Annotated in this window: 1 protein-coding gene; it reads right to left on the bottom strand. The window is 37.0% G+C overall.

Going from position 1 to position 508, the window contains the following annotated elements; translation table 11 throughout:
- Positions 1-508, bottom strand: a 508-nt coding sequence (locus IE124_RS36475) for a class I tRNA ligase family protein (protein ID WP_189514113.1), incomplete at both ends; no start/stop codon positions are given.

Genomic DNA, 508 nt, shown 5'->3' with positions numbered 1-508 from the left:
ATTTACCGTTCTCATATTGTAAGTATTCTGTAGAATTCAAATGGTGCAACATAGTCCAGTTCTCTTCCGTACCCAATTGAGAACCAGGGAAAACAACTGTATGGAAAGGAACATTGTCCTTACCCATGAATTGATACAATGAAACATGCTCTGGATTATTCCACCATTGTTTCCATTCTTTGGTGTAGTTGGAAGTGATGGAAACGTAGCCGATTGTAGCGTCAAACCAAACGTACAAGACTTTGTCTTTATATTTTTCTAAAGGCACTGGCGTACCCCAAACTAAATCTCTTGTAATACAACGTGGCTTCAAACCATCCTTCAACCATGATTGCGTAATTGTTTTTGAATTTTTTGACCAGTTACCTTCTTCAGAGGCCTTTTCAACCCATTCAGAAATTTGGCTTTCTAATTTATCCAGCGATAGGAAAATATGATCAGAATATTTTGGTTCTGGAGAAGCATCATCTAATTTACAACGTGGATTGATCAATTCAAATGGATCTAA

This window comes from Streptomyces narbonensis (assembly GCF_014649015.1).
Taxonomy (GTDB): domain Bacteria; phylum Actinomycetota; class Actinomycetes; order Streptomycetales; family Streptomycetaceae; genus Streptomyces; species Streptomyces narbonensis.
Note: the sequence above shows the minus strand (reverse complement) of the source record. Positions and strands in the feature narration are given on the sequence as shown.